We start from the raw sequence: 23664 nt of genomic DNA on the forward strand, positions 1-23664 counted from the left end.
CGCCTCACCCCACGCGGTTAGGATGCCTGTCCGACGTCGGACGAGGATGGGGTGGCCCGGAGCATGCTGAAGCAGGTCACCGCCACCCGCTACGTCGAGCCCCTGCACTCCGGGGGCTCCGTGCCGGGCGTCGTCGAGGCGGACGACCTGGGCACGTACGTCGTGAAGTTCACCGGCTCCGCGCAGGGCCGCAAGGCGCTGGTCGCCGAGGTGATCGTCGGGGAGCTGGCGCGGGCGCTCGGGCTGCGCTTCCCCGAGCTGGTCCTCGTGCACTTCGACCCGGCGATCGCGGACGCCGAGCCGCACCAGGAGGTCCGCGAACTGCACGCCTCCAGCGCCGGGGTCAACCTCGGCATGGACCACCTGCCGGGCGCGCGCGACTTCACCCCCGAGGTGGCCGAGCAGGTCGCCGTCGACCCGCTGGAGGCCGGGCGGATCGTGTGGCTCGACGCGCTGACCGCGAACGTCGACCGCACCGTGCACAGCTCCAACCTGCTCCTGTGGCCGACCCTCGGCGTCGTCCCGCCCCGGCTGTGGCTGATCGACCACGGCGCGGCGCTCGTCTTCCACCACCGCTGGGACGCCGGCGACCCGGAGAAGGCGTACGACTTCCGGCACCACGCCCTCGGCCGGTACGGGCCCGACGTGCGCGCCGCCGACGCGGAGTTCGCGCCCCGGGTGACGGAGGAGCTGCTGCGGTCGATCGTGGACGAGGTGCCCGACGCCTGGCTGGACGGCGAACCAGGGTTCGGCTCGCCCGAGGCGGTCCGCGCGGCGTACGTGGACCACCTGCACGCGCGGGCGCGGGCGTCCGCCGCGTGGCTGCCGCTCGACTTCCCCACGGCCGACCAGGTCGCCGCGGAGAACGCCCTCCGCGCGGCACGCACGCAGCGGGGCCGCCCGGCCTGGCTCAAGCAGGTGCCCGACCTGCACGGCCGGCCGGCGGTGGAACAGGACGGCACGGTCCACCTGCGGTGACGGCGCACCCGCGCTGACGCGAACCGCGCCGGCCGTCCCCCGGCCGCGTCAGCCCTTCAGCTGCTCGTACGCCGGCAGGGTGAGGAAGTCGGCGTAGTCCTCGTCGAGGGCGACCTTCAGCAGCAGATCGTGCGCCTGCTGCCAGTTGCCCGCCGCGAACGCCTCCTCGCCGATCTCCGCGCGGATGTTCGCCAGCTCCTCGGCGGCGACCTTCCGGGCCAGCTCGGGAGTCGCCTTCTCGCCGTTCTCGAACTCCACCCCCGCGTTGATCCACTGCCAGATCTGCGAGCGGGAGATCTCCGCGGTGGCCGCGTCCTCCATCAGGTTGAAGATCGCCACCGCGCCGAGGCCGCGCAGCCACGCCTCGATGTACCGGATGCCGACCTGCACGGCGTTGACCAGCCCCGCGTACGTCGGCTTCGCGTCGAGCGAGTCGACCGCGATCAGGTCCTCGGCCTTGACGTCGACGTCCTCGCGCAGCCGGTCCTTCTGGTGGGGCCGGTCCCCGAGCACCCGGTCGAAGGACTCCATCGCGATCGGCACCAGGTCCGGGTGGGCGACCCAGGAGCCGTCGAAACCGTCGTTCGCCTCGCGGTCCTTGTCCGCCTTCACCTTCTCGAAGGCGACCTTGTTGACCTCCTCGTCCCGCCGGGACGGGATGAACGCCGCCATGCCGCCGATGGCGTGCGCGCCGCGCTTGTGGCAGGTGCGGACGAGGAGTTCGGTGTAGGCGCGCATGAACGGGGCGGTCATCGTCACCGCGTTGCGGTCCGGCAGCACGAACCTCGGCCCGCCGTCACGGAAGTTCTTCACGATGGAGAACAGGTAGTCCCAGCGGCCGGCGTTCAGCCCGGAGGCGTGGTCGCGCAGCTCGTAGAGGATCTCCTCCATCTCGTACGCGGCCGTGATCGTCTCGATCAGCACGGTCGCGCGGACCGTGCCCCGCGGGACGCCCAGGTAGTCCTGCGCGAAGACGAACACGTCGTTCCACAGCCGCGCCTCGAGGTGCGACTCCGTCTTCGGCAGGTAGAAGTACGGGCCCTTGCCGAGGCCGAGCAGCCGCTTGACGTTGTGGAAGAAGTACAGGCCGAAGTCGACGAGCGCGCCCGGCACCGGGGTGCCGTCGGCGTCGGCCAGGTGGCGCTCGTCCAGATGCCAGCCGCGCGGGCGCATCACGACCGTCGCCAGCTCCTCCTCCGGGCGCAGGGCGTACGTCTTGCCGGTGCGCTCGTCGGTGAAGTCGATGCTGCGGGTGTACGCGTCGATCAGGTTGAGCTGGCCGGTGACCACGTTCTCCCAGGTGGGCGCGGACGCGTCCTCGAAGTCCGCGAGCCACACCTTCGCGCCGGAGTTCAGCGCGTTGATCGTCATCTTGCGGTCGGTCGGGCCGGTGATCTCGACGCGGCGGTCCTCCAGGGCCGGCGGCGCCGGGGCGACCTTCCAGGAGTCGTCGGCGCGGATGGCGGCCGTCCCGGGGAGGAAGTCGAGGGTGGAGGTGCGGGCGATCTCGGCGCGGCGCTCCGCGCGGCGGGCGAGCAGCTCGTCACGCCGGGGTGTGAACCGCCGGTGCAGCGCGGCCACGAAGGCGAGGGCCGTCTCGGAGAGGACCTCCTCCTGCCGCGGCAGGGGCTCGGCGTCGACGATGGCCAGCGGGGACGGCGCTGGTGCGGACATCAGCTGTCACTTCCTTCGGCGTGCGGGGGGGGCACCGGGTGCCGGGTGACCCGGGTACGGCGGAAGAGGCCCCTGCTCCGGGCACAGGGCTTCTGAGCAGTGGATAGTAGTTTCCTCATGGTGGAAGTTCAATGTTTTGTTGATGTCGAGAGTCCTCATTCAAGGTGCGCCAGATCGGCCTCCGTGTCGATGTCGTACGCCTCCGCCACGTCGCCGCACTCGACCAGTTCGACGGCGTCCGCATGCTCCTTGAGATAGGCACGCGCCCCTCGGTCGCCGGTCGCGGTCGCGGCGATCCCCGCCCAGTGCGCGGCGCCGAACAGCACCGGATGGCCGCGTACGCCGTCGTACGCCGCCGAGACCAGCGAGCGCGGCGACCGGTACGCGCGCCGCACCCGGGCCACCGCCTCCGGGCCGATCCCCGGCTGGTCCACCAGCAGCACCAGCGCGGCCCTCGCGCCCGTGCCCGCCAGCGCGTCCAGCCCGGCCCGCAGGGACGTGCCCATGCCCTGCTCCCATTCCGGGTTGTCCACGAGCACACAGCCCGGCAGCGCGGCGCGGGCGCGCACCTCCTCGGCACGCGCCCCGAGCACCACATGCACGCCCGCGCAGCCGCCCGCGCGGAGCACCTCCGCCGCGTGCTCCACGAGGAGCCCTCCCCGGTGCGGGAGCAGGGCCTTGGGGCGCCCGCCGAGCCGGCGCCCGCCGCCCGCCGCGAGCAGCAGTCCGGCCACCCGGTTCTCGTCGTCCGTCATGCGTCCTGCATACCCCACCCGCAGCCGCCCGCACGGGCGCCCGGCGGACGGTTGCCGCGGGCTGCTGTGTCACGCTGCGGAACATGTTGATGACGCAGCGGGGTGGCGCAAAGGCCCCGGGGTGGCGTTTACTGGCGCGCACCGGTCCGCGGGGGCGCGTGGGGCCGGTCAGGGGAGGCGCACGACGACCTGCCAGGGGGAGGACCGTGTTGCGAGGCGTGGACCAGAGGTGTGAGCCCGGCAGTCAGGTGGATCCGCGGGTGACGGAGCTGCGCTCCGCCGTGGCCCGGTTACGCCGCCAACTGGCCGCCCACCGTGCCGAGTTCCGGGACCGGAGCATCGCGGAGGAGGCCCTCGCGACGCTGGCCGGACTGGCCGCCGCCGACCGTCCCGACATCCCGATGCTGCGCCGCTCCCTGCTGCTCGTCGCCGGCGCCATCGGCTCGGTGAGCGCCCTGGGGGACGGTCTGCGTCAACTCCGCGAGGCGGTCGACCTCTTCGGGGTGTCACCACGCGCGTGACGCACGGGTGTGCGAGGGGTCAGCCTCGCGGGTGATTCTTCCGGCGCGCCCCGCGCCGGGGCGGGCGGGCGCGGACCGGGACCGGGTGCGCGGGCCGGGGCGGCGCGCGGGCCGGGAAGGGCGCGGGGCCGACGCAGGGCGCGGGGCCGACGCAGGGTGTGGCGGCGCGGGGCGTCCTCAGGCCGCCGGGCCGCCGCCCGGGTTCGCCAGCGCCTCCGACAGTTCGCGCGCGATCTCCTGCAACACCGGGACGATGCGCTCCGTCGCGGACTCCGTCACGCGGCCCGCCGGGCCCGAGATGGAGACGGCCGCCGCCGTCGGGGCGTCCGGCACCGGAACCGCCAGGCAGCGCACGCCGATCTCCTGCTCGTTGTCGTCGATCGCGTACCCCTGCCGGCGCACCTCCTCCAGCGCGGCGAGGAAGCCCTCGGGCGTGGTGATGGTCTTCTCCGTGGCCGCGGGCATGCCGGTGCGGCCCAGCAGCGCCCGCACCTCCTCCGGCGGGAACCCGGCCAGCAGCGCCTTGCCCACCCCGGTGGAGTGCGGCAGCACACGCCGCCCCACCTCGGTGAACATCCGCATCGAGTGCTTCGACGGCACCTGCGCCACGTACACGATCTCGTCGCCGTCCAGCAGGGCCATGTTCGCCGTCTCGCCGGTCTCCTCCACCAGGCGCGCCAGGTACGGCCGCGCCCAGGTGCCCAGCAGCCGGGACGCCGACTCGCCGAGCCGGATCAGACGCGGACCGAGCGCGTACCGCCGGTTGGGCTGCTGCCGTACATAACCGCAGGCGACCAGCGTGCGCATCAGGCGGTGGATCGTCGGCAGCGGGAGGCCGCTGCTGGCGGACAGCTCGCTCAGGCCGACCTCGCCGCCCGCGTCCGCCATCCGCTCCAGCAGGTCGAAGGCGCGCTCGAGGGACTGCACGCCGCCACTGGCGGCGGGCCGGGCGGAGTCGGTGGTGCTGGCGCTGGACGTCGGCACGGCGCGTTCCTTTCGGGACTGGCAGGAGGTCAGAAGCCTACCCGGCGGCCGGTCGGGGGCCCGCTTGTACGGATCTACGTTCTGTGTTCCGGAAGTCTATTTCCGCTTTGTGGAAACGTCCAGAGTTGGCGATCGCGCCGCCGCGACGGCGGGGGCACCCTTGACGCCATGAAGACCCGAGGGAAGACTCCTTCAACAGAACGTTGAAATTTCCGCGGACCGGCAGGAGGCTCCGGGTGCCCGACGTCGAACTGGTGCTGCGCTCGACCCGCGTCATCACCCCCGAGGGGACGCGCCCCGCGTCCGTCGCCGTGGCCGGCGGCATGGTGACGGCCGTGCTGCCGCTCGACGCGCCCGTCCCCGCCGGCGCCCGCCTGGAAGACCTCGGCGACGACGTCCTGCTGCCCGGCCTGGTCGACACCCATGTGCACGTCAACGACCCCGGCCGCACCGAGTGGGAGGGCTTCTGGACCGCCACCCGCGCGGCCGCCGCCGGCGGGGTCACCACGCTGATCGACATGCCGCTCAACTCCCTCCCGCCGACCACGACGGCCGACCACCTGCGCGTCAAGCGGAAGACCGCCGCCGACAAGGCGCACGTCGACGTCGGCTTCTGGGGCGGCGCCCTGCCCGACAACGGGGCCGACCTGCGCCCGCTGCACGAGGCCGGGGTCTTCGGCTTCAAGGCGTTCCTGTCGCCGTCCGGCGTCGACGAGTTCCCCCACCTCGACGAGGAGGGACTCGCCCGCGCCCTGCGTAAGATCGCCTCCTTCGACGGCCTGCTGATCGTGCACGCCGAGGACCCGGGCCAACTCGCCGACGCCCCGCAGCGCGGCGGCCCCCGCTACGCCGACTTCCTCGCCTCCCGCCCCCGCCGCGCCGAGGACACCGCCATCGCGCGACTCCTGGAGCAGGCCCGGCGTTTCGACGCGCGCGTGCACGTCCTCCACCTCTCCTCCGCCGACGCGCTGCCCCTGCTCGCCGAGGCCAAGGCGGACGGCGTCCGCGTCACCGCCGAGACCTGCCCCCACTACCTCACCCTCACCGCGGAGGAAGTCCCGGACGGGGCCAGCGCGTTCAAGTGCTGCCCGCCCATCCGCGAGGCAGCCAACCAGGACCTGCTGTGGCAGGCCCTGGCGGACGGCACCCTCGACTGCGTCGTCACCGACCACTCCCCGTCCACCGCAGACCTCAAGACGGACGACTTCGCGACCGCCTGGGGCGGCATCTCCGGCCTCCAGCTCGGCCTCCCGGCCGTCTGGACCGAGGCCCGAAGGCGCGGCCACTCCCTGGAGGACGTGGTCCGCTGGACGTCGACACGCACGGCCCGGCTGGCCGGCCTCCAGGCACGCAAGGGCGCCATCGCGCCCGGCCACGACGCCGACTTCGCCGTCCTGGCCCCCGACGAGACCTTCACCGTCGACCCGGCCGCCCTCCAGCACCGCAACCTCGTGACCGCGTACGCCGGACGCACCCTGCACGGCGTCGTCAGATCCACCTGGCTGCGCGGCGAACGCATCCTGCACGACGGGGAGTTCACCGCACCGAGGGGCCGCCTGCTCACCCGACCCTGATCCGACACCCGAAAGGCAGGACCACATCACCGTGACGGCGATCGAGACCTTCACCGGCGACGCCCACCCCTACGGCGGCGGCGACCCGTACGCGGACTACCGCACCGCCGACTTCCCCTTCACCCACCTCGCCGACCTCGCCGACCGCCGGCTCGGTGCCGGTGTCATCGCCGCCAACGACGAGTTCTTCGCCCAGCGCGAAAACCTTCTGCTGCCCGGCCGCCCCGTCTTCGACCCCGAACGCTTCGGCCACAAGGGCAAGATCATGGATGGCTGGGAGACCCGGCGGCGGCGCGGCGCCTCCGCCGGGCATCCCTGGCCGGCCGACGGCGACCACGACTGGGCGCTGATCCGCCTCGGCACGCCCGGCGTCGTCCGCGGCATCGTCGTCGACACCGCGCACTTCCGCGGCAACTACCCGCAGGCCGTGTCGGTCGAGGGCACCGCCGTGGACGGCTCCCCGAGCCCCGAGGACCTGCTCGGCGACGACGTGAAGTGGACGACGCTGGTGCCCCGCACCCCCGTCGGCGGCCACGCGGCCAACGGCTTCGCCGTCACCGCCGAACAGCGCGTCACCCACCTGCGGCTCAACCAGCACCCCGACGGCGGCATCGCCCGCCTGCGGGTCTACGGCGAGGTCGTCCCCGACCTGGCGTGGCTCACCGCGCTCGGCACCTTCGACGTCGTCGCCCTGGAGAACGGCGGCCGGGTGCTGGACGCCTCGGACCTCTTCTACTCGCCCGCCGCCAACACCATCCGGCCCGGCCGCTCGCAGAAGATGGACGACGGCTGGGAGACCCGCCGCCGCCGCGACCACGGCCACGACTGGATCACGTACCGCCTGGTCGCCCAGGCCCGGATCCGCGCCCTGGAGATCGACACCGCCTACCTGAAGGGCAACGCGGCGGGCTGGGCGTCGGTCTCGGTACGGGACGGCGAGGACGGCGGCGACGGCGACTGGCGGGAGATCCTTCCCCGCACCCGCCTCCAGCCCGACACCAACCACCGCTTCGTCCTCCCGGCCCCGGCGGTGGGCACCCACGCCCGCGTGGACATCCACCCCGACGGCGGCATCTCCCGCCTCCGCCTCTTCGGCACCCTGACGGACCGGGGGAGGGCGGCGCTGGAGGCGCGGAGGCAGGAGCTGGGGGGCTGACGCCCGTACGGGTGCCCGCTCGCCGATGGAGCGGGCGCCCCTGCGGTCCGGTCAGGCCGCGTGGCCCCCGTCCACCGCCACCTCCGCGCCCGTCACGTACGCCGCGCCCGCGAGGTGGGCGATCGTGTCCGCCACCTCCTCGGCCGTGCCGAACCGGCCCAGCGCCGTGGCCGCCGCCTGGCCGGCCGCGAAGGGGCCCTCCGCCGGGTTCATCTCCGTGTCGGTCGGGCCCGGGTGGACGATGTTCGCGGTGATGCCGCGCTCGCCCAGCTCCCGCGCCAGCGCCTTGGTCAGCCCCACCAGCGCCGCCTTGCTCATGGCGTAGAGGGTGCCGCCGGGGCCGGGCACCCGCTGGGTCATGCACGAGCCGACGGTGATGATGCGGCCCCCGCGCGGCAGCACCGCGGCCGCCGCCCGCGAGGTGAGGAAGACGCCGCGCACGTTCACCGCGAGCACCCGGTCGACGTCGGCGGGGGAGAGGGACTCCAGCGGGCCGAGCACGCCGACGCCCGCGTTGTTCACCAGCACGTCCAGCCGCCCCAGCTCCCGGACGGCCGCGGTCACCGCCGAGGCCGCCTCCTCCGGGTCGCCGGCGTCCGCGCGCAGGGCCACCGCACGGCGCCCCAGCGCCTCGACGGCCCGTACGACGTCCTCCGCCGCCTCCTTGCCGTTCACGTACGTCACCGCGACGTCCGCGCCCTCCCGGGCGAGCCGCAGCGCCGTCGCGGCGCCGATGCCGCGGCTGCCGCCGGTCACCAGCGCCGTCCGGCCGAGCAGGGTCTTCTCCGTGGTGCGAATGGTGTGAGTGGTCATGGGTCCATCCCAGCGGCCGGGGCGCCGCGGCGCTGGCGGCGATCGGACGTCGACCTGCCGGGCCGTCACCCGGCGTGCCCGGTCCGCGTGTTACGTCACGGGAAACTCATCGGACCGTACCGAAAAATCCATGTACTTGACATTGACATGCCAGCGTCTACGCGCGTCATCATGGGGGTATGCGATTCCCCCCACGTGCGGCCCGGTCCGGGGCCGCAGCAGCCCTTCTGTCCGTCCTTCTGCTGGGCGGCGGCGGAGTGCTCTCCGCCCCGGCGGCACACGCCGCCCCCGCCCTCCCCGTCGCCGCGTCCGCCGCGCCGTCCGTCCTGGCGGTCGGCGAGATCTGCTACGGCGACCTGCCGTCCGAGGCGCACGACACCCTCGACCTGATCGAACAGGGCGGCCCGTTCCCGTTCGAGCAGGACGGCACGGTCTTCCAGAACCGGGAGGGCATCCTCCCTGACCGGTCGACCGGTTACTACCACGAGTACACGGTGATCACGCCCGGTTCCCCCACCCGCGGCGCCCGCCGGATCGTCACCGGTGAGGAGTACCAGGAGGACTACTACACCGCCGACCACTACGCCTCGTTCGACCTGGTCGACTACTCCTGCTGACCCGATCTGGTCGGCCGCTCCTGCTGACCCGGTCTGGTCGACCGCTCCCGCTGACCGCGTGCCGGGACGTGACGCGGCAGGACGTGACGCGCCGGGAGACGGACGGGTGCGGCGGTGACCGTCCGGCGGTTCATCCGCCGGGCTTCCGGGTCTCCGCGACGGCGAACAGGGCGACGCCCAGCACCAGCAGGGCGACGCTCGCGTAGATCTCGAAGCCGTCGAGGAACCCGGCCCGCCGCACCAGGCCCCAGTGCCAGTCGGTGAACTCCGTCACCAGACCCGCCACGCCCTGGAGCACGGCAACGAATCCCAGCACTTCCAGCAGTCGTCTCATGTCACCGACTCTCGCCCCGCGGACCCCCCACCCACATCGGCCGCGGGGCGAGGCCTTACCGACCGAGGTGGACGGCCGCCCCTGCCCGGGACGCCGAAAGTCTGCGGTCACACGACTTTGGTCGACGATCGCGTCCGCGGTGCTCCGCACCCACCGTCCACTGCATAGATTTGTCGACCGTGACTGATGACAAGGCGGCGAAGGCCGCCCCGGTGTACTCGGGGCCCCGATGGTTCTTCCCGTCCGCCCTCATCCATGAGCTCGAGCCCGACGCGAACCGCTCCGGCCGCCGCCCCCGGCGCACCGCCCGCGACTGGGTCGTCGACTTCTCCTGCTTCCTGCTCGCCGTCCTGGTCGGACTGGTCGGCGCCGAAACGCTGCGCGACACCCCCGACCTCCCGCACGCCGTCGCCGTCCTCGACCAGGTGCTCGGCGCGCTGTCCTGCGCGGCGGTCTGGCTGCGCCGGCGCTGGCCGCTCGGCCTGGCCGTCGCCATGCTGCCGGTCGGCTTCGTCTCCGAGACCTCCGGCGGGGTCGCGGTCATCGCCCTGTTCACGCTCGCCGTGCACCGGCCGTTCCGGTACGTCGCCTGGGTGGCCGCCGGGCAACTGGTGCTCACGCCGCTGTACTTCTGGTGGCGCCCCGACCCCGACCTGCCGTACGCCGCCATCGTCATCCTCTTCGTCGTGCTGACGGGCGCCACGGTCGGCTGGGGCATGTTCGTGCGGTCCAAGCGGCAGCTCATGCTCAGCCTGCGGGACCGGGCCCGGCGCGCCGAGACGGAGGCGCGGCTGCGGGCCGAGCAGGCGCAGCGGCTGGCCCGCGAGGCCATCGCACGGGAGATGCACGACGTGCTCGCGCACCGGCTGACGCTGCTCAGCGTGCACGCGGGCGCCCTGGAGTTCCGGCCCGACGCCCCGCGCGAGGAGATCGCGCGGGCGGCCGGCGTGATCCGGGAGAGCGCGCACGAGGCGCTCCAGGACCTGCGGGAGATCATCGGGGTGCTGCGCGCCGGCGAGAGCGAGGAGGCGGGCCGCCCGCAGCCGACGCTCGCGGCACTCGACACCCTTGTCGCCGAGTCCCGCCAGGCGGGCATGAAGGTCACCCTGGAGCAGCGGGTCGCCGACGCCGGCTCCGTCCCCGCGTCCGTCGGCCGCACCGCCTACCGGATCGCCCAGGAGGGCCTGACCAACGCCCGCAAGCACGCCCCCGGAACGGAGGTCACGGTGTCCGTGGCCGGCGGCCCGGGGGAGGATCTCACCGTGACCGTCCGCAATCCCGCCCCGGAGGGCGACGTACCGCCCGTCCCGGGCGCGGGCCAGGGCCTGATCGGCCTCACCGAGCGGGCCACCCTGGCGGGCGGCACCCTGGAACACGGCCCGACGCCGGACGGCGGCTTCGAGGTGAGGGCCTGCCTGCCATGGCACTGACACCCGCCGCGGCCCACACCGACGTCCGTGCATGATTACGTACCGCCCATGACTCCCATCAGAGTGCTCCTCGTCGACGACGACCCCCTCGTGCGGGCCGGCCTGTCCTTCATGCTGGGCGGCGCCGACGACCTCGAGATCGTCGGTGAGGCCGCCGACGGCGGCGAGGTCGAGGCGCTCGTCGACCGCACCCGGCCGGACGTCGTCCTCATGGACATCCGCATGCCGACGGTCGACGGCCTCACCGCCACCGAGGCGCTGCGCAGCCGCGAGGACGCCCCGCAGGTCGTCGTGCTCACCACCTTCCACGCCGACGACCAGGTGCTGCGCGCGCTGCGCGCCGGGGCGGCCGGGTTCGTGCTGAAGGACACCCCGCCCGCCGAGATCGTCGCCGCGGTGCGCCGCGTCGCGGCCGGCGACCCGGTGCTGTCGCCCGCGGTCACCCGGCAGCTGATGGCCCACGCGGCAGGCGACGAGGGGGACACCCGCCGGACCCGCGCCCGCGACCGCGTCGCCGCCCTCAACGACCGCGAACGCGAGGTCGCCGTGGCGGTCGGCCGGGGCCTCGCCAACGCGGAGATCGCCGCCGAGCTCTACATGAGCGTGGCCACCGTCAAGACGCACGTCTCGCGCATCCTGGCCAAGCTCGACCTCAACAACCGCGTCCAGATCGCGCTGCTCGCCCACGACGCGGGGCTGCTGGAGGACACCGACAGCCCGTGACGTCCGCGTACGGAGGCCTCACACGCGCGTCGACCATCACCGCCTTCTGCGACCGACCGGCCCCACCGCAGACCGGCCCCGCCGCAGACCGACCCCACCGCAGACCGACCCGAGTGACACGACGTTTCTGACGTTCCTGAGGAGGCCCGCCCCATGACCACCACGCCGCCCGTGCTCGACCTCGCCGCCGCGCAAAAGCTGCTGGACGCCCAGCCGTTCAGCAGGCTTCTCGGCGCCCGGATCACCGCGTTCGGCGACGGTGGGGCGACCCTGGAGATCGACATCCGGGAGGACCTGCACCAGCAGAACGGCTTCCTGCACGGCGGCGTCCTCGCCTACGCCGCCGACAACGCGCTGACGTTCGCCGCCGGTGCGGTGCTCGGTCCGTCCGTGCTGACCGGCGGCTTCTCCGTCCAGTACCTCCGCCCGGCCACCGGACGCACCCTCCGCGCCCGCGCGAGCGTCGTCCACGCGGGCCGACGGCAGGCCGTCACCCGCTGCGACCTGCTGACGGTGCCGGAGGACGACGAGGCGACCGAGACCCTGTGCGCGGTCGCGCAGGGGACGGTCCTCCCGGTGACCGCCCGTACGGCATGACGAAGGGGGTGTCACCCGACACCCCCGCGTCTCACGTCAGCGCCTCCTGGGCGCTGCTCAGAAGTTCCGCCGGCCGCACCGGTCTGCGCTCGCGCCGCGATCTCTCGCACGCCTCCGCGATCAGCAGCGCCCGCAGGGCCTCACGTCCGTCGCAGGGGTTGGCGCGCTCGCCCCGGACCACCTCGACGAACGCGACCAGTTCGGCCTCGTACGCGGGTCCGAACCGCTCCAGGAAGCCGGTCCACGGCTTGTCCGCCGCGGGCGGCCCCGTCGGCTCGGTGGACGCGATGGGCGTACGGTCGTCGAGGCCGACCACGATCTGGTCGCGCTCCCCGGCGAGCTCCATGCGCACGTCGTAGCCCGCGCCGTTCAGCCGGGTCCCGGTGACGGTGGCGAGGGCGCCGTCGTCGAGGGTGAGCAGCACCGCGCCCGTGTCGACGTCGCCCGCCTCGCGGAACATCAACGGCCCCGCGTCCGACCCGGTGGCGTACACGTCGACGACCTCCCGGCCGGTCACCCAGCGCAGAATGTCGAAATCATGGATGAGGGTGTCCCGGTACAGCCCGCCCGACTGCGCCAGGTGTCCGACGTCCGGCGGCTCGGCGTCGCTGGTCATCGCCCGGACCGTGTGCAGCCGTCCCAGCCTGCCCGTCCGTACCGCCTCGCGGGCGCCCGTGTACCCCTTGTCGAACCGCCGCTGGAAGCCCATCTGAAGCACCGTCCCGGCGGTCTCCACCTCCGTGATCGCCTGTAACGTGCCGCCGATGTCCAGGGCGATGGGCTTCTCGCAGAAGACCGGCAGACCCGCGCGCGCCGCGCGCGCGATCAGATCCGCGTGGGCGGAGGTGGCCGTGGTGATCACCACGGCGTCGACCCCCCAGGTGTAGATCTCGTCCACCCCCGGCGCTGCCGTCTCGCCGAGCCGGTGGGCGAGGGCCTGGGCCCGCGCCGGGTCGACGTCCGTGAGAATCAGCGAACCGACCTCGCGGTGCCTGCTGAGCGTGTGAGCGTGAATGGTGCCGATGCGGCCCGTACCGATGACCCCGATGCGCATGGAAACAAAGTGGGGCTCGCGCCGCTCCCTGTCAATGCGTATGTCCGGACAACCGAACTACACGACTTCCCGTCAACAGCCCGCGCGGATACGCTCGCACCGTGCCGAAACCAGAGATGGACCCGACCGTGCAGCTGGAGCTGAGCGTGGACCGCGGCTCCCCCGTGCCGTTGTACTTCCAGCTCGCCCAGCAGCTGGAGTCCGCCATCGAGCACGGCACCCTCACCCCCGGCACCCTGCTGGGCAACGAGATCGAGCTGGCCGCACGCCTCGGCCTGTCCCGGCCGACCGTCCGCCAGGCCATCCAGTCGCTCGTCGACAAGGGCCTGCTGGTGCGCCGCCGCGGGGTCGGCACCCAGGTCGTGCACAGCAAGGTGAAGCGCCCGCTGGAGCTGAGCAGCCTCTACGACGACCTGGAGTCCGCCGGCCAGCGCCCCACCACGACCGTGCTGGTCAACACCATGGTCGCCGCGTCCGCCGAGGTCGCCGCCGCGCTCGGGGTGGCCGAGGGCGGCGAGGTGCACCGCCTGGAGCGGCTGCGCTCCGCGCACGGCGAGCCCATCGCGTACCTGTGCAACTACCTCCCGCCCGGCCTGCTCGACCTGGACAGCGGCCAGCTCGAGGCCACCGGCCTGTACCGGCTGATGCGGGCCGCCGGGATCACCCTGCACAGCGCCCGCCAGACCATCGGCGCGCGCGCCGCCACCGCCGTCGAGGCCGAGCGGCTGCACGAGCAGCCCGGCGCCCCGCTGCTCACCATGCAGCGGGTCACCTTCGACGACACCGGCCGCGCGGTGGAGTACGGCACGCACACCTACCGGCCCTCGCGGTATTCGTTCGAGTTCCAGCTGCTCGTCCGCGCCTGAGCCGGACACGGCACCGCGCCTGAGCCGGACACGGACACCGCGCCCGAGCCGGACACGGACACCGCGCCTGAGCCGGACGCGGACACCGCGCCCGCCCGACCTGACCCGACCCGACCCGACCTGACGTGACCCGGGCCGCGGACACGGGATCGTCGCATTGTCCGGACAATGTGACGCGATCCACAGGCGTACGGTGGACGCACGCCGACGGGTGCGGACGCGAACGGCGGAGGGCCCGCTTCCGCCCGCTCCCGGTGCCGGTTCCGGCGAACCCCGTCACCTGCCCGGTACCGCGATCGGGGCACCCGTGCGGCACAATCGCACCCGATGAGCACCTACCGCGACTTCACCGCCCCCATCGGCTCCCGGCGCGCGACCGTCCTGAGAACGGTCGGTACGCGGGAGCGCCGCTCCCACCTGTCGGCGCCCCGGGTGCCGACCGTGGGCATCGACATCGGCGGCACCAAAGTGATGGCGGGCGTCGTGGACGCCGACGGCAACATCCTGGAGAAGCTCCGCACGGAGACCCCCGACAAGTCCAAGAGCCCGAAGGTCGTCGAGGACACCATCGTGGAGCTCGTCCTGGACCTGTCCGACCGGCACGACGTGCACGCCGTCGGCATCGGCGCGGCCGGCTGGGTCGACGCCGACCGCAACCGGGTGCTCTTCGCCCCCCACCTGTCCTGGCGCAACGAACCCCTGCGGGACCGCCTCGCCGGCCGCCTCGCCGTCCCCGTCCTCGTCGACAACGACGCCAACTCCGCCGCCTGGGCCGAGTGGCGCTTCGGAGCCGGACGCGGCGAGGACAACCTCGTCATGATCACCCTCGGCACCGGGATCGGCGGCGCCATCCTCGAGGACGGCAAGGTCAAGCGCGGCAAGTACGGCGTCGCCGGCGAGTTCGGCCACATGCAGGTCGTCCCCGGCGGACACCGCTGCCCCTGCGGCAACCGCGGCTGCTGGGAGCAGTACAGCTCCGGCAACGCCCTGGTGCGCGAGGCGCGTGAGCTGGCCGCCGCCGACTCCCCGGTCGCCTACGGGATCATCGAGCACGTCAAGGGCAACGTCGGTGACATCACCGGCCCGATGATCACCGAGCTGGCCCGCGAGGGCGACGCCATGTGCATCGAGCTGCTCCAGGACATCGGCCAGTGGCTCGGCGTCGGCATCGCCAACCTGGCCGCCGCCCTCGACCCCTCCTGCTTCGTCATCGGCGGCGGCGTCTCCGCGGCGGACGACCTGCTCATCGGCCCCGCCCGGGACGCCTTCAAGCGGCAGCTCACCGGGCGCGGCTACCGCCCGGAGGCCCGCATCGTGCGCGCCCAGCTCGGCCCCGAGGCCGGCATGGTCGGCGCCGCCGACCTGGCCCGCCTGGTCGCCCGCCGCTTCCGCCGCGCCAAGCGCCGCCGGGTCGAGCGTTACGAGCGCTACGAGCGGTTCGCGGAGGCCGCCCGCCGATCCGCCTCGGAGTCGCTGTGACGGGCGAGCTTCCTCCCCTGACGAACGACCCCGGCCGCCCCGACGGGCAGGGCGGGGCGCACTCCGGTGAGGACCGGCGGCACATGATCCGCCGCCGCGCCCTCACCCTGCTGATCATCGTCCTGCTCATCGGCATCCCGGCCGGCTATCTGGTGATCTCCGCCAACCAGAGCCGGGCCAGCGGCAAGGACAAGGAGGCGAAGTACTCGGCGACCGGCCTCACCGAAGGATGGCCGTCCAAGCTCCAGCGCCGCATCTACCAGGTGCCGGTGCCGCACCCGGCCTGGTGGGTCGCCTCGTACGAGACGAACAACTGGAAGACCAGCCGCCTCTACGTCGAGTTCGAGACCAGCGACGCGGGCCTGACCGCCTTCCTCACCAGCATGGGCATGTCGGAGAAGGACCTGAAGAAGGACCGCCTCCCCATCAACGCGCGCGACCGCGACGTCACCGGCTGGACCTTCGACGGCCCCGGCACCTGGTCCGGCCTGGTGCACAAGCAGAAGGATCCCGCGCCCACGCACGACGTCGTCGTCAACCACGACAAACCCGGCTACCCGCGCGTGTACGTCGTGGCCCGCACCGTGCCGTGACCAGGCCGCCTGGGATCTGGCCGCCGGAGCCGATTGTCGGACCCCGCCCGTAGAGTCGAAGACGACTGGTCCGACGGACGGGCGGGGAGGTGACACGGCGTATGAACGAGACGACGGCGGCGACGACGGTGACGGCGGCGGCCGAGCGGCCCATGACGGCCGGCGGGCTCGTCGCGTTGTCCCTGCCGGCCGTGTTCCTGCCCGCGCCCCTCCCACGCGACGGACGCGTCGCCTTCTACGACCCCGAGGGCGTCGAAGCCTCCCCCGAGGGCGATGCCGCCGACGCCAGGCGCACCGACCTCACCGTCGTCCGCCCGCACGGCGCGGGAGTGCGCCGCCGCACGGTCCCCGCGCTGTCCCTGCCCGTGGACGAGGCCCTGCCGCTCCTGGTGCGCGCCCGGCACGAGCCGTCGGCCCACCCCGCCACCGCCTGCTGGGGCGCCGCCGCCCTGCACGCCCTGCGGCTCACCGCCCGCGGCCGGCTGCTCCCCGGCCTCACCGCCGAGGGCTACGACGCCTGGCGGGCAGGACCGCTCGAACCGGACGACGTGACCCACCTGCGCGCGGTCGCCGCCGCCCTCCCGTACGAGGGCCACGCGGTGCCGCTGCCCGGCCCGGGCCCCCTGCGCCTGCCCCGGCCGGAATCCCTCGTCCGCGCCTTCCTGGACGCCGTCGCCGACACCCTGCCCCGCACGCCCGCCGCGCCCTACGCCTCCGGACTGCCCTTCGCCGCGCGACGGCCCCAGCGGCTGCCCGAGGCCCGCGACTGGGCCGCCGAGGTCGCCGCCGGCATGGACGCGGGCGTACGCGTCTCGCTCCGCCTGGACCTGTCCGCGCAGGACCTCTTCGACACCGGGGACACCGCCGGCGGCGAAGGCGGCGGCGCACGGGGCGCGGGCGCGGCGATCGTGCAGGTGCACAGCCTGTCCGACCCCACCTTGGTCGCCGACGCGGCGGCCCTGTGGTCCGGCGACGCCGACCACGGCTTCGGGCCCCGCGCGCGCGTGGACGCCGCCCTCGCGGTGCGCCGCGCCGCCCGCGTGTGGCCCCCGCTGGACCGGCTCGCCGACCAGGACGTGCCGGCTGTACTGCCCCTGTCCGAGGACGAGTTGAGCGACCTGCTCGGCGTGGCAGCCACCCGGCTCGCGGCGGCCGGGGTCGCCGTGCACTGGCCGCGCGACCTCGCCCAGGACCTCACCGCCACGGCCGTCGTCCGGCCCGCGCCCGGCTCGGCGACCGACGGCACCGGCTTCTTCGAGAGCGAGGACCTGCTGCGGTTCGGCTGGCAGATCGCCCTGGGCGGCGACCCGCTGACCGAGGCCGAGATGGACGCCCTGGCCGAGGCGCACCGCCCCGTCGTCCGGCTGCGCGACCAGTGGGTGCTGGTCGACCCCGCCCTCGTCCGCAAGGCCCGCAAACGGGATCTCGGACTGCTCGACCCGGTCGACGCGCTGTCCGTCGCCCTCACCGGGGAGGCGGAGGTCGACGGCGAGACGGTGGAGGCCGTGCCCGCCGGGGCGCTGGCCGCCCTCCGCGACCGCCTCACCGCCGGCGTGCGGCCCGCCGCGCCCCCGCCCGGCCTCGACGCCACCCTGCGCGACTACCAGCTGCGCGGACTGGCCTGGCTGGACCTCATGACCTCCCTCGGACTGGGCGGCTGCCTCGCGGACGACATGGGCCTCGGCAAGACCGTCACCCTCATCGCCCTGCACCTCGAGCGGGCCCGCCGCGAACCCACCCTGGTGGTCTGCCCCGCCTCCCTCCTCGGCAACTGGCAGCGGGAGATCACCCGGTTCGCCCCGGGCGTGCCCGTGCGCCGCTTCCACGGCCCCGACCGCACCCTGGACGACCTGGACGGCGGCTTCGTCCTCACCACGTACGGCACCATGCGCTCCGCCGCGCCCACCCTGGCGGAGCAGCGCTGGGGCATGGTCGTCGCCGACGAGGCGCAGCACGTCAAGAACCCGCACTCGGCGACCGCCAAGGCGCTGCGCACCATCCCGGCCCCCGCCAGGGTCGCCCTCACCGGCACACCCGTGGAGAACAACCTCTCCGAGCTGTGGGCCCTCCTCGACTGGACCACCCCCGGACTCCTCGGCCCCCTCAAGTCCTTCCGCGCCCGGCACGCGCGCGCGGTGGAGACCGGCGAGGACGAGCAGGCGGTCGAGCGGCTGGCCCGCCTGGTCCGCCCCTTCCTGCTGCGCCGCAAGAAGTCCGACCCGGGCATCGTCCCCGAGCTGCCGCCCAAGACGGAGACGGACCACCCGGTGCCGCTCACCCGCGAACAGGCCGCGCTGTACGAGGCGGTGGTGCGCGAGTCGATGATCGCCATCGAGACCGCGCAGGGCATGGGGCGCCGCGGCCTGGTGCTGAAGCTGCTGACCTCGCTCAAGCAGATCTGCGACCACCCGGCGCTGTACCTGAAGGAGGAACACGCCCCGGCCGGTGACCGCCTCGCCGCCCGCTCCGGCAAACTCGCCCTGCTCGACGAACTGCTGGACACGGTGCTCGCCGAGGACGGCTCGGCCCTCGTCTTCACCCAGTACGTCGGCATGGCCCGCCTGATCACCCGCCACCTCGCCGAGCGCGCCGTCCCGGTCGACCTGCTGCACGGCGGCACGCCGGTGCCCGAGCGGGAGCGCATGGTGGACCGCTTCCAGAGCGGCGCGGTCCCGGTCCTCGTGCTCTCGCTCAAGGCGGCGGGGACGGGACTGAACCTGACCCGGGCGGGTCACGTCGTCCACTTCGACCGCTGGTGGAACCCGGCGGTGGAGGAACAGGCCACCGACCGCGCGTACCGCATCGGCCAGACCCAGCCCGTCCAGGTCCACCGGCTCGTCACCGAGGGCACGGTGGAGGACCGCATCGCCGAAATGCTCCAGTCCAAGCGGGCCCTCGCGGACGCGATCCTCGGCTCGGGCGAGTCGGCGCTGACGGAGCTGTCCGACCGGGAGCTGTCCGACCTGGTGTCGCTGCGGAGGACGACGTGACGGGCGGGGGGTCCGCGGAGGCGCGGGCGGCGCGGGAAGCGCTGCGCGCGGCGAGGGAGCGGGAGGCGGCGGCGGCGGCCGGTTCGGGCCGTTCGGGTGAGGAGCCGGCGCAGGCTGGTCCGGCCGCCTCGGCATCCCCGCTCTCCCCGGCCGGCGAACGGACACCGCGCCCGTCGGACGCGGCCCGGGAGGCGCTGCACCGGGCGCTGCGGGAGCGGCGCGGGGTGTCCGCGGCACCGGGCGACGCGGACGCGGGCGACGGGGGAGCGGAAGGCAGCCCGACCAGTTCGCCGCGCCCCGAGGCCGCCGTGGGGGAGGGGACCGACCCTGCGGACAGGGACGAGGCGTCCGACTCGACGGAAGACTCCGAGGCGGACGGGGGCCCGTCCTCCCGCCCCGGGGACATCGCGCGGGAGGCGTTGCGTGCCGCCCGCGAGGAACGGGCACGGGCCCGCGCCCGCGAGCAGGTGGACGAGGCGAAGCGCCCCCGCCGCGACCCCGAGCCCCGCGTCCCGCGCACCACACGAGGCGACCGCGCCGCCGACCGCCGCGCCCGCGAGATCAGGGAGTCCCTGGCGGACGCCTTCCTCATGCCCGACGCGACGGACGCCCCGACACCCGCGGGCTCCGCCGACGCGGACGCCCCGCCGACAGGCACCCCGAGCAGCGCACCCGCCACCGGCCACAAGGCACCCCTCACTCCCCACCCCGAACCCGCACGAGTCACGCCGCCGCACGCCGGCGCGACCGGCACCACCGCACCGCCGCCGGCCGCACCGCCGCCGGCCGCGCAACCGCCGGCCGCACCGGCGACGATGGCCGCCCCCGCCCGCGACGGCGATCACCGCCGTACCTTCCCGCCGTTCCCGCCCCGGCCCTCCGGCGACGACGGGCCGTTCGCCGAGACCTGGTGGGGGAGGGCGTGGGTCACCGCGCTGGAGGACGGCGCGCTGGACCCCGCGCGCCTCGCCCGCGGACGCGGCTACGCCGAGCAGGGCCACGTGGACGCCATCACGGTCACGCCGGGACTGGTCCTGGCGTACGTGCAGGGCAGCCGCCCCCGGCCCTACCGGGTGCAGGTGCGCCTGCGGACGTTCGACGACGCCGACTGGGACCGGTTCCTGGACGCCGCCGCCGACCGCCCCGGTCATATCGCGGCCCTGCTGGACAAGGAGATGCCCCAGTCCCTCGCCGACTGCGGCGTCCCCCTGCTGCCCGGCCCGGGCGACCTCGCCCCGCGGTGCAGCTGCCCCGACTCGGGTCACCCGTGCAAGCACGCGGCGGCCCTCTGCTACCAGACGGCCCGGCTGCTGGACGCCGACCCGTTCGTGCTGCTCCTGCTGCGCGGGCGCGGTGAGCGTGAGGTGATCGACGCGCTGTCCCGGCTCAGCGCGGCCCGCGCCGCACGGGCCGCCCAGGGCCGGGAGCCGGAGCCGCTGCCCGGCGTACGCGCCACCGACGCCGTGTCCCGGCGCGATGCCGAACTCCCGCCGCTGCCCGCGCCGTTGCCTCCTCCGTCGCACCCGGAACAGCCGCCGGTCTATCCGGCGTCCCCGGGCGGCCCGGACCCGTTCGCGCTGGACCAGCTGGCCACCGACGCGGCGGCCCGCGCGCACGCCCTGCTCACCACGGGCCGCGACCCGGTGGGCACGCTGTCCGTGTGGCACGACGCGGTGCGCCTGGCCGCCGCGCGCCCCGGCTCGGGGCTGACCGCGGGCACCCGCGCGCTGTACGCGTCGCTCGCGCGGGCGGCCGGCCGTACGCCCGGCGACCTGGCGCGCGCGGTCGCCGCGTGGCGGCAGGGCGGCCCGACCGGGCTGGCCGTACTGGAGGAGCCGTGGGACCCTCCGGCCGGCCGCTTCGACCGCGCGCGCCCGCTGCTGCTCGCGGCGGACTTTCCAGCCTTCCGTCCGTGGCGCAACCGCCTCACCCACCCCAGGGGCCACGTCCAGCTCCGCCTCGGCCGCGACCACCTCTGGTACGCGTACGAGTCGGAGCCGGGCCAGGACGACTGGTGGCCGCGCGGCACGCCCGACCCGGACCCGGTCGGCGCGCTCACCGGCCTGGACACCGTCGGCGACGCCTGACACGAGGCACCCGGTCCCATCCGGACAGGGCGTACCCCGGCCTCAGCCGGCCAGCCCCCGCACCAGCTTTGCCGTGCGCCCGTCCGCCGGGAAGAACGTCTCGATGGCGATCTCGTCGAGCGTGACGTCCTGCGGTGATCCGAAGACGGTCGTCGTGTACAGCAGCGACAGTTCCCCGTACTCGGACGCCAGGCGCAGCGGAACCACCAGGTCCTGCGCCTCCCCGCCCGGGCCGGGCGCGTCCGCCCCCTGCGGCACCGGGTAGCTCTCCAGCTCGGCGAGCAGCTCCGCGAGACCGGCGTCGGCCGTCCGTTCCAGCTGACGGCGGACCCGACGCAGGACGTGCGCGCGCCACTGCGCGTGATTGAGGACACGCCCCGCCATGCCGTCGGGCCCCAGCGTCGCCTTCAGCACGTTGAACGGCGGGTCCGACGGCCCCCGCCGCACGTCGCCGAGGAACAGCTCCATGGCACGGTTCGCAGCCAGCAGTTCCCAGCGCACATTCACCGCGAGGGCCGGGTTCGGCTCGTGCCCGGTCAGCACCGCCTCCACGGCGGCCCGCGCCGCTCCCAGGTCGTCGAAGGGACGCTCCTGGTGCACGGGGGCGAAGCCCGCGGCGAGGTAGATCGGGTTGCGCTCCCGCAGCGGCACGTCCAGCTCGTCGCACAGCCGCCGGACGAGGTCTCGGCTGGGATTGGCGCGTCCGGTCTCGACGCAGCTCAGGTGGCGGGTGGACAGCTCGGCCGCGAGCGCCACGTCGAGCTGGGAGCGGCGGCGGCGCTCACGCCAGCGCCGCAGCAGCACTCCGACCGGTGGTGCGGTGGTCGTTGTCATGAGGCCCAGGCTGCCGCGCGGGGTGCGCGACGGCAATGACCTCGCAGGTCATCGACTCCGCGCCCCTCGCCCGCGCACAGTCGGAGACAGGAGCGCGGTCCGCCGCACGGCGCCGCGCGGAGCGAAAGGAACCTGCCATGACCGACTCCATGACCGACGCCATGACCGGGACGACGCCCCCGCTCGCCCAGCTGGAGCGCTACACCCGCTTCTGGAACACCGGCCCCGACGGCGACCGGGACCGCCTGGCCGCCACGGTCTTCACCGACGGGGTCGAGTACCGCGCCCTCGTCGGCCTCCTCCGCGGCGCGGCGGCCCTCGCGGACTTCCGGGACCAGTTCGTGTCCCACGTGGGCCCCGCGACGGTCCGCCGCCGTGAGGAGCCCGAGGTCCACCACGGGAGGGCCCGCCTGCGCTGGGAGATCGTCACCGGCGACGGGACGTCCTTCGCCACCGGCACCGATGTGATCGAGTTCGCCGAGGACGGCCGTATCAGCGCGGTCGCAGCCTTCCTCGACCGGGCGCCGGAGGGCTTCGACCCCACGGCACACGACTGACAGGGCCCGCCGGCCGAACCTTCGCGCCCCTACTCCTCCCCGCCCCCGGGCGCCGACGGCACCGGTACGTCCACCTGCCGCAGTTCGGCGAGGAGTTCGCTCTGCCCGGCCAGCAGCTCGGTGAGGATCCGCCGGGCGGCGCGGAGGAGTTCGGCGACGTCGCCGCCGGCGAGGGCGTAGGTCACGGTGGAGCCCTCCCGCACCGAGACGACGATGCCGGACCGGCGCAGCACCGCCAACTGCTGGGAGAGGCTGGACGGTTCGATGTCGATGTCGGCGAGCAGGTCCCGCACCGGCACCGGCCCGTGCTGAAGCAGTTCCAGCACGCGGATGCGCACCGGGTGCCCCAGCATCCGGAAGAACTCGGCCTTGGCCTGGTAGAGGGGGACTTGCATGGGTGCGCGCTCCCTGCCGCGTCGGGAATGTTCTCCGGAATACGGCGGCGCCCTCAGCGGGCGCCGCCGCGCGATGTGCCGTCCTTCGCCGCCGATCCTTCTGGCTCGGCGCGACGCGCGCCCGTGGCTTGGGACCATGTTCAAGTGGCGACTTGAAGAAGTCTTCACATCATGGGCGCGCGTCGGCCGGGCCCCGGGGCGGCTCACACTTCCAGCTGTTCCTCGACCCGCTTGAGCTGGTGGCGGGCCATCGCCAGGTTCGAACGGGACTTGTCCAGCACGAGGTACAGGAACAGACCGTTGCCGCTGCGGCCGGTGACCAACCGGATCAGGTGGTACTGGGACTCCAGGGTGATGAGGATGTCCTCGATCTGCCCGGTGAGGCCCAGCAGTTCCATCGTGCGCACCTTGGCGCGGATCACGTCGGTGTTGCCGGCCGCCGCGACGGTCAGGTCCAGGTCCTTCCCCCCGCCCATCGTGCCCAGCGCCATGCCACTCGAGTAGTCGACGACGGCCGCACCCAGGGCCCCCTCGACGCTGGTCATGAGGTCCTTCAGCGACACTTCCACACTTGCCACGCGCGTCTCCCTCTCCAGTCGTTACGTGATCGCGGCGGCCTCAAGGGGCAGCCCTTTCGCCCTGGCCGCGTGGGA

At 74.2% G+C, this 23664-nt stretch carries 23 protein-coding genes; 14 read left to right on the forward strand and 9 right to left on the reverse strand.

The window, feature by feature from the left end; translation table 11 throughout:
• The first annotated feature begins 63 nt into the window (after positions 1 to 63).
• On the forward strand, positions 64 to 978 hold the full coding sequence (locus tag ACFOSY_RS16350; RefSeq protein ID WP_394307546.1) for a HipA family kinase: 915 nt from the start codon (positions 64 to 66) through the stop codon (positions 976 to 978).
• A gap of 48 nt (positions 979 to 1026) precedes the next feature.
• Here ACFOSY_RS16350 and aceB read toward each other — a convergent pair whose 3' ends face one another.
• On the reverse strand, positions 1027 to 2652 hold the full coding sequence (aceB, locus tag ACFOSY_RS16355) for a malate synthase A (protein WP_394307547.1): 1626 nt from the start codon (positions 2650 to 2652) through the stop codon (positions 1027 to 1029).
• A 155-nt stretch (positions 2653 to 2807) separates the two neighbouring features.
• Positions 2808 to 3407, reverse strand: coding sequence for a nucleotidyltransferase family protein (locus tag ACFOSY_RS16360; protein WP_394307548.1), 600 nt, complete (start codon positions 3405 to 3407; stop codon positions 2808 to 2810).
• Between the two features lie 260 nt (positions 3408 to 3667).
• Between ACFOSY_RS16360 and ACFOSY_RS16365 the strand changes: the two genes are divergently transcribed.
• Positions 3668 to 3928, forward strand: a complete 261-nt coding sequence (locus ACFOSY_RS16365) for a DUF5955 family protein (RefSeq protein WP_369159703.1) — start codon at positions 3668 to 3670, stop codon at positions 3926 to 3928.
• A gap of 177 nt (positions 3929 to 4105) precedes the next feature.
• Here ACFOSY_RS16365 and ACFOSY_RS16370 read toward each other — a convergent pair whose 3' ends face one another.
• The gene (locus ACFOSY_RS16370) at positions 4106 to 4912 is read right to left on the reverse strand and encodes an IclR family transcriptional regulator (protein ID WP_394307549.1); all 807 of its coding nucleotides are present in this window, start codon (positions 4910 to 4912) and stop codon (positions 4106 to 4108) included.
• Positions 4913 to 5148: 236 nt separating this feature from the next.
• On the opposite strand from ACFOSY_RS16370, the gene allB reads away from it, so the two are divergent.
• Positions 5149 to 6486, forward strand: a complete 1338-nt coding sequence (gene allB, locus ACFOSY_RS16375; protein WP_394307550.1) for an allantoinase AllB — start codon at positions 5149 to 5151, stop codon at positions 6484 to 6486.
• Between the two features lie 31 nt (positions 6487 to 6517).
• Entirely contained in the window at positions 6518 to 7642 is a 1125-nt protein-coding gene (gene alc / locus ACFOSY_RS16380; protein ID WP_394307551.1) for an allantoicase, read from the forward strand.
• A gap of 51 nt (positions 7643 to 7693) precedes the next feature.
• Here the strand turns inward: alc and ACFOSY_RS16385 are convergent, their stop codons facing one another.
• Positions 7694 to 8455 carry an SDR family NAD(P)-dependent oxidoreductase gene (locus ACFOSY_RS16385; protein WP_394307552.1) on the reverse strand — a complete coding sequence of 254 codons (762 nt, stop codon included), beginning with the start codon at positions 8453 to 8455 and terminating at the stop codon, positions 7694 to 7696.
• A gap of 179 nt (positions 8456 to 8634) precedes the next feature.
• Between ACFOSY_RS16385 and ACFOSY_RS16390 the strand changes: the two genes are divergently transcribed.
• Positions 8635 to 9072 carry a ribonuclease domain-containing protein gene (locus ACFOSY_RS16390; RefSeq protein WP_394307553.1) on the forward strand — a complete coding sequence of 146 codons (438 nt, stop codon included), beginning with the start codon at positions 8635 to 8637 and terminating at the stop codon, positions 9070 to 9072.
• 130 nt (positions 9073 to 9202) lie between these two features.
• Here the strand turns inward: ACFOSY_RS16390 and ACFOSY_RS16395 are convergent, their stop codons facing one another.
• A complete protein-coding gene (locus tag ACFOSY_RS16395; RefSeq protein WP_039989084.1) occupies positions 9203 to 9406 on the reverse strand; it encodes a hypothetical protein in 204 nt (67 codons plus the stop codon).
• Positions 9407 to 9585: 179 nt separating this feature from the next.
• Between ACFOSY_RS16395 and ACFOSY_RS16400 the strand changes: the two genes are divergently transcribed.
• The 3 genes from ACFOSY_RS16400 (at position 9586) to ACFOSY_RS16410 (ending at position 12156) form a co-directional block, all read left to right on the forward strand.
• On the forward strand, positions 9586 to 10836 hold the full coding sequence (locus ACFOSY_RS16400) for a sensor histidine kinase (RefSeq protein WP_394307554.1): 1251 nt from the start codon (positions 9586 to 9588) through the stop codon (positions 10834 to 10836).
• A 48-nt stretch (positions 10837 to 10884) separates the two neighbouring features.
• Positions 10885 to 11559, forward strand: a complete 675-nt coding sequence (locus ACFOSY_RS16405; protein ID WP_394307555.1) for a response regulator — start codon at positions 10885 to 10887, stop codon at positions 11557 to 11559.
• A gap of 153 nt (positions 11560 to 11712) precedes the next feature.
• On the forward strand, positions 11713 to 12156 hold the full coding sequence (locus tag ACFOSY_RS16410) for a PaaI family thioesterase (RefSeq protein ID WP_394307556.1): 444 nt from the start codon (positions 11713 to 11715) through the stop codon (positions 12154 to 12156).
• A 31-nt stretch (positions 12157 to 12187) separates the two neighbouring features.
• On the opposite strand, the gene ACFOSY_RS16415 is transcribed toward ACFOSY_RS16410, so the two are convergent.
• Positions 12188 to 13210 (reverse strand): Gfo/Idh/MocA family protein, encoded by a 1023-nt coding sequence (locus tag ACFOSY_RS16415; RefSeq protein WP_394307557.1) that lies wholly within the window; start codon positions 13208 to 13210, stop codon positions 12188 to 12190.
• Between the two features lie 128 nt (positions 13211 to 13338).
• Here ACFOSY_RS16415 and ACFOSY_RS16420 point away from each other — a divergent pair, with 128 nt between their 5' ends.
• The 5 genes from ACFOSY_RS16420 to ACFOSY_RS16440 all read left to right on the forward strand — a co-directional run bounded on the left by ACFOSY_RS16420 (position 13339) and on the right by ACFOSY_RS16440 (position 21225).
• Positions 13339 to 14076, forward strand: coding sequence for a GntR family transcriptional regulator (locus tag ACFOSY_RS16420; RefSeq protein WP_394307759.1), 738 nt, complete (start codon positions 13339 to 13341; stop codon positions 14074 to 14076).
• Between the two features lie 327 nt (positions 14077 to 14403).
• A complete protein-coding gene (locus ACFOSY_RS16425; protein ID WP_394307558.1) occupies positions 14404 to 15555 on the forward strand; it encodes an ROK family glucokinase in 1152 nt (383 codons plus the stop codon).
• Entirely contained in the window at positions 15552 to 16148 is a 597-nt protein-coding gene (locus ACFOSY_RS16430; protein ID WP_394307559.1) for a sugar kinase, read from the forward strand. Before ACFOSY_RS16425 ends, ACFOSY_RS16430 begins: the two co-directional genes overlap by 4 nt.
• Before the next feature lie 101 nt (positions 16149 to 16249).
• Positions 16250 to 19138, forward strand: a complete 2889-nt coding sequence (locus ACFOSY_RS16435) for a DEAD/DEAH box helicase (RefSeq protein ID WP_394307560.1) — start codon at positions 16250 to 16252, stop codon at positions 19136 to 19138.
• Entirely contained in the window at positions 19135 to 21225 is a 2091-nt protein-coding gene (locus ACFOSY_RS16440) for an SWIM zinc finger family protein (protein ID WP_394307561.1), read from the forward strand. The genes ACFOSY_RS16435 and ACFOSY_RS16440 overlap by 4 nt, the downstream gene beginning before the upstream one ends.
• 42 nt (positions 21226 to 21267) lie before the next feature.
• On the opposite strand, the gene ACFOSY_RS16445 is transcribed toward ACFOSY_RS16440, so the two are convergent.
• On the reverse strand, positions 21268 to 22059 hold the full coding sequence (locus tag ACFOSY_RS16445) for an MmyB family transcriptional regulator (RefSeq protein ID WP_394307562.1): 792 nt from the start codon (positions 22057 to 22059) through the stop codon (positions 21268 to 21270).
• A gap of 137 nt (positions 22060 to 22196) precedes the next feature.
• On the opposite strand from ACFOSY_RS16445, the gene ACFOSY_RS16450 reads away from it, so the two are divergent.
• The gene (locus tag ACFOSY_RS16450; protein ID WP_394307563.1) at positions 22197 to 22616 is read left to right on the forward strand and encodes a nuclear transport factor 2 family protein; all 420 of its coding nucleotides are present in this window, start codon (positions 22197 to 22199) and stop codon (positions 22614 to 22616) included.
• Between the two features lie 29 nt (positions 22617 to 22645).
• Here ACFOSY_RS16450 and ACFOSY_RS16455 read toward each other — a convergent pair whose 3' ends face one another.
• Both ACFOSY_RS16455 and ACFOSY_RS16460 read right to left on the reverse strand, forming a co-directional pair.
• Positions 22646 to 23011, reverse strand: coding sequence for an ArsR/SmtB family transcription factor (locus ACFOSY_RS16455; RefSeq protein ID WP_033273823.1), 366 nt, complete (start codon positions 23009 to 23011; stop codon positions 22646 to 22648).
• A 203-nt stretch (positions 23012 to 23214) separates the two neighbouring features.
• Positions 23215 to 23589, reverse strand: coding sequence for a hypothetical protein (locus tag ACFOSY_RS16460; RefSeq protein WP_394307564.1), 375 nt, complete (start codon positions 23587 to 23589; stop codon positions 23215 to 23217).
• Positions 23590 to 23664: the final 75 nt, after the last annotated feature.

It is taken from the genome of Streptomyces lusitanus (assembly GCF_042647945.1).
GTDB lineage: Bacteria > Actinomycetota > Actinomycetes > Streptomycetales > Streptomycetaceae > Streptomyces > Streptomyces pseudogriseolus.